This window comes from uncultured Thiodictyon sp. (assembly GCF_903828115.1).
Lineage (GTDB): Bacteria > Pseudomonadota > Gammaproteobacteria > Chromatiales > Chromatiaceae > Thiodictyon.
In genome coordinates, this window is the sequence record NZ_CAIKKU010000501.1 from 1 (window position 1) to 4,333 (window position 4,333).

Annotated in this window: 7 protein-coding genes; all 7 read left to right on the forward strand. The window is 58.2% G+C overall.

The features are described from left to right. Window positions 1-326: 326 nt before the first annotated feature. Window positions 327-1,007, forward strand: coding sequence for a TIGR04211 family SH3 domain-containing protein (locus QZY48_RS18355; RefSeq protein ID WP_295433829.1), 681 nt, complete (start codon window positions 327-329; stop codon window positions 1,005-1,007). A gap of 236 nt (window positions 1,008-1,243) precedes the next feature. Further along, a complete protein-coding gene (locus tag QZY48_RS18360; protein ID WP_295433832.1) occupies window positions 1,244-1,504 on the forward strand; it encodes a ribbon-helix-helix protein, CopG family in 261 nt (86 codons plus the stop codon). An 11-nt stretch (window positions 1,505-1,515) separates the two neighbouring features. Beyond that, window positions 1,516-1,923, forward strand: coding sequence for a type II toxin-antitoxin system VapC family toxin (locus QZY48_RS18365; protein WP_295433834.1), 408 nt, complete (start codon window positions 1,516-1,518; stop codon window positions 1,921-1,923). Window positions 1,924-2,062: 139 nt separating this feature from the next. Beyond that, entirely contained in the window at window positions 2,063-2,386 is a 324-nt protein-coding gene (locus QZY48_RS18370) for a DUF433 domain-containing protein (protein ID WP_295433837.1), read from the forward strand. Next, entirely contained in the window at window positions 2,371-2,697 is a 327-nt protein-coding gene (locus QZY48_RS18375; RefSeq protein ID WP_295433839.1) for a type II toxin-antitoxin system Phd/YefM family antitoxin, read from the forward strand. Before QZY48_RS18370 ends, QZY48_RS18375 begins: the two co-directional genes overlap by 16 nt. Then, window positions 2,697-2,879 carry a PIN domain-containing protein gene (locus tag QZY48_RS18380; protein ID WP_295433842.1) on the forward strand — a complete coding sequence of 61 codons (183 nt, stop codon included), beginning with the start codon at window positions 2,697-2,699 and terminating at the stop codon, window positions 2,877-2,879. The genes QZY48_RS18375 and QZY48_RS18380 overlap by 1 nt, the downstream gene beginning before the upstream one ends. Before the next feature lie 123 nt (window positions 2,880-3,002). Then, window positions 3,003-4,109 (forward strand): DUF262 domain-containing protein, encoded by a 1,107-nt coding sequence (locus tag QZY48_RS18385; protein ID WP_295433844.1) that lies wholly within the window; start codon window positions 3,003-3,005, stop codon window positions 4,107-4,109. The last annotated feature ends 224 nt before the right edge of the window (window positions 4,110-4,333 follow it).

Genomic DNA, 4,333 nt, shown 5'->3' on the forward strand with positions numbered 1-4,333 from the left:
CGCGCCACCCCGGAACATGAAAGTCCTCTCGACCGCTAGCCGATGGCCAGCGTGCGGGGCGGCGTAGTCAGGGCTTCCAGCCCTGACTGTTCCAGCCCCGACACCGTCAGGCCAGGATGGCCTGACTACGCACTTTCACGGAAAAGCCTCGACCTCCTGTGCGGGACCCATGGGCGGCGACCGGAACGATGATCGAGGCCTTGGAGAATTCAGGGCGCTACGATAACCTCGACAACGACAACGACAACGACAACGACAACGAAAATGGCGCTCAATTTTCCCACCGCCGCTGGCGGCCTTAAGACAAGTCGTAGCGAGAACGCCCCGTGAGACCATCAGTGCCGTTGCTGCTCGGCCTGTGCGCCGTGCTCCTGACCCCGACCTGGGGCCGGGCCGAGACCCGTTATGTGACCGATGAGGTGCAGATCACCCTGCGCGCCGGCGACAGCACCCGCTACAAGATCCTCAAGATGCTGCCCAGCGGCACCCCGCTGGAGGTCCTGGGGGTCAACCAGACCACGAAATTCGCCCGGGTCAGGACCGCGGACGGGACTGTCGGGTTCGTCCCCGAGGACCAGCTCAAGAGCGAACCCGCGGCGCGCAACCGGCTGGCCGAGTTGGAGGCGCGCCTGGCCGAACTGCAACAGAACCCGGACGCGGTCGCCGCCCGGTTCGCCAAGACCCAGACCGAACTGGCGGAGCTTAAGTCGCGTTACCAGCAACTGGAGCGCGACAAGCAGCGCCTGGAGCAGGACCTGGCGACCATTCGCCACGCCAGCGCCAACGTGCTGGAAGTCACCAACGACCGGGAGCGCCTGCGCGTCCAGGTGGCGGCCCTGACCCGCTCGGGCGCCGACCTGGAGCAGGAGAACCGGGATCTCAAGAACCAGGCCAACCAGCGCTGGTTCCTGAGCGGCGCCGGGGTCCTGGCCGGCGGCATCCTGCTCGGTCTCATCCTGCCGCGGCTGCGGCTGGGGCGGCGCAAGAGTGCTTGGGGGTCGCTGTAGTCCACACGAGCGATGTCACGCAAGCTCTTTGACGCGCACATTGGCGGATCTTGGCCACCAAACCGGAGTTTCCGCAGGACCCTTCAAGGGTGGCCGCGGCGCTGCGCTGGTACGGCGCCGGCGCCCTGGAGCCCGGCAATACACCAGCATGACGCGGCTTCGATGCCGTGCGTATACGCAGACGATGCGTTCGTTCTCCGGAACGATCACCCCCGGGCAACAAGGCGAGGCAGGCTATGCAGGCAACGATTTCCGTGGATCGCGAGACGGATGCCCGTCTCGATCGCTTGTCATCGACGACCGGGCGCTCCAAGTCGGACCTCGTGCGTGATGCGCTGATTGCGCTTGAAGCAGCGCAATCCGACGAAGCGAGTGAGTGTAGCGCGTTCGACCTGATCGGCGATTTGGTGGGGGTTGGCAAGGACGGACCCACAGATCTGGCGCGGACCCACAAGCAGGCATTTCGGGCGCTTCTGCAAGGACGCAAGACAGAATGATCAGAGCGCGTGTGCTGATCGACGCGGGGCCGATGGTCGCGATCCTGAGCGCGAGCGATTCGGCCCATGAGTCTTGTGTCGCTGTGATGAAGGCCCTGGCGCCGCCTTTGTTTACGACATGGATTCCTGTAACGGAGGCGATGTATCTGCTCGGCTTCTCGACGACGGCCCAGCTCGGGTTATTGCAGATGATCGAGCGGGGCGCGATTCGCGTTCTCGATCTGGGGCCGGCGGATTTGCCGCATATACAGGCGTCGATGTACAAGTACCGGGATCTCCCGATGGATTTCGCGGACGCATCCCTCATGCGAATCGCGGCACGCGAAGGCATAGACCGGATTTTCACTCTCGATCGGCGCGATTTCGAGATCTATCGCCTGCCAAGCCGTCGCGCGCTGAGCATTTTGCCCGAAGTCTGATACAACGACACCGCCGGGACTTGGCGCATCATCTATCGGCTGGACCACGACGCGGTGATTATCGGCGAGGTCTTCCGCAAGAAGACGCCAGCGACACGCGGTCCAGTCATCGACACCTGCAAGCGACGATTTGAAGCCTATGATCAATGTTTTGGACGCGCACATTGAGGTGAACCCAGGGTTTGCCGGCGGCGAACCCCATATCGCCGGCCATCGGATCAAGGTCCGGGATATCGCGGTGTGGCATGAGCAACTGGGAATGAGTGCCGATCAGATCGGCGCTGAATACGACCTCGATCTTGCCGAGATCTATTCCGCCCTGGCCTATTATTTCGACCACCGGGAGGACCTCGACCGGGCCATCGCGGCAGGTCGGGACTATGCCGGTACGCTTCGCACACACCTGCCTTCTGTCCTTGAACGTAAGTTGAACGCTGGCAGCCATACTTGGAGCGCATCATGATTGTAGTGACAGCGGTCGAGGCCCAAAATCGCTTCGGGGATCTGATCGATCAGGCACAACGGGAGCCCATCGAGATTACCCGGCGCGGTCGGCCGGTTGCCTACGTGGTCTGCGAGCACGACCACAAGGCGCTACAGGACTTAAACACGCGCCGCGAAAAAGCAGTAAGCTGGTATGCCAACTATCGGCGAGCCACTGCAACCTCGCCGGAGGCGGCGGCCTTGACCGACGCGGATATCGACCGGTTGGTCCATGAGCTTCGCTTTCGCAACGCCAGGCATTCGTCGCCGGCTTTCGTGCCCACGCGCTGATGATCGAGGTTGATACGACGGTCTCGGATTGTCCTGACCCCAAGGACAACATGTTTCTGGCCTTGGCAGAGACGGCAGAGGCGGAGCTGATCGTCGCCAGCGATCCACACCTTACGCAACTGCACCCTTGGCGCGGCATCCCGATACTACCGCCCGCCGCGTTCCTGGTCGGGATTTGCTGATGGTTACTCGAAACGGTCGTCCCGATCGATCTCGCAGCGCCGGTGACAGCCATGCGTCATTTACGACGCCTTCGGCGCAAAACGTACTCCCTCGAACGCTTCCTGTCTCGGAGAACATATTTCATGGCAATCGAAGGGCACTCCAAGAGCATTCGCAATCTCATTATGGGCGACAACATGTCGTTCCATGTTCCGATCTATCAGCGGTCATACACTTGGGAAGCCAAGCACCAAGTCGAAAAGTTGTTAAGCGATATTCTTGAGTTCGCAGCCGAATATCGGGGCAACAACAATGGAGAATACTATGTTGGCAATGTCATTCTAAAGAACCAGAACCGAGGCTTCGTCACGGAACGCACGGTGATCGACGGCCAGCAGCGAATTACGACAACCATCCTGATTCTTTGCGCACTGCGCGACCTATATTTGGAGCATGAAAGCAACGACGACGAGCTAGCGTCGGCTCGCGCAATCACGCGAGCTTTGTACGTCGACGATGGCAACGTTAGGCGACTGAAACTCAATAATATGGATCATCAAAAGACGCTGGATCGGCTGCTTTCCGGCTCTCTTGATGCGATTGGGGCGACCGATAAAGAGACCCGATACTGGGAGAACTACAGACATATCCGAAGGGCTCTCGAGCACTTGCGTAAGGAGGGTGACTGGCGGCTCGCGGAGTTGCCAGCCATTCTTGATCGGGTCAAAGTCGTGGCGATCTTTCTGGACGACGACCAGGACGAAAACTCCGTCTTTGAATCCATCAACTCTGCCGGCAAATCCTTGTCAGGTCCAGACCTGATTAAGAACTTTATCTTCACCTTCCGACACTATGACGTTTCCAGATCCCAGGAAGACGAGCTTGTCGCCCTTTACACGGAAAAGTTTGAAGCACTTTTCACCGCGACGCCGACAGGTGGGGCCGAGGCATTTTTCCGCGAGTTCATCGCCGTGAAAACGGGGGTAAAGGTCAACAAAGATCCAAAGATCATCTACTATTCGTTCAAGCGTCATGTGGGATCGATCGAGAGCTATGAACATTGTCGTCAGTTGATCTTGGAGCTTGTCAAATGGGCAGTGATCTATAACACCCTCGCGGCAGGTAATCATCCCGACTTCGATCCCAACGATCTGGGCTATCTACGCGCGTCTTTTCTTACCTACGCCAGCCTCTTAATGGATATCGTTGATCGGCTCGGAAAATTTGAAGCGGGAAAGATCGTTATCTAAGTACCTTAATTTAAATATTTGTAGGGGCAGGTCGATTGCAATAAAACCATTTAATTATTAATATTTTGCAACTATTTTGACTTTTGGCTTTCTAACTAAGCATAGTAGGTCGCCAGCGTGCATGTATTGTTGGTCGACCACGCTTCATCCAGTCGTTTATGAGAAAAACGGCTTTCGACTCTCTATCGGAGTCTCTCATTATGAAATACAAAGATGTCGCTGAC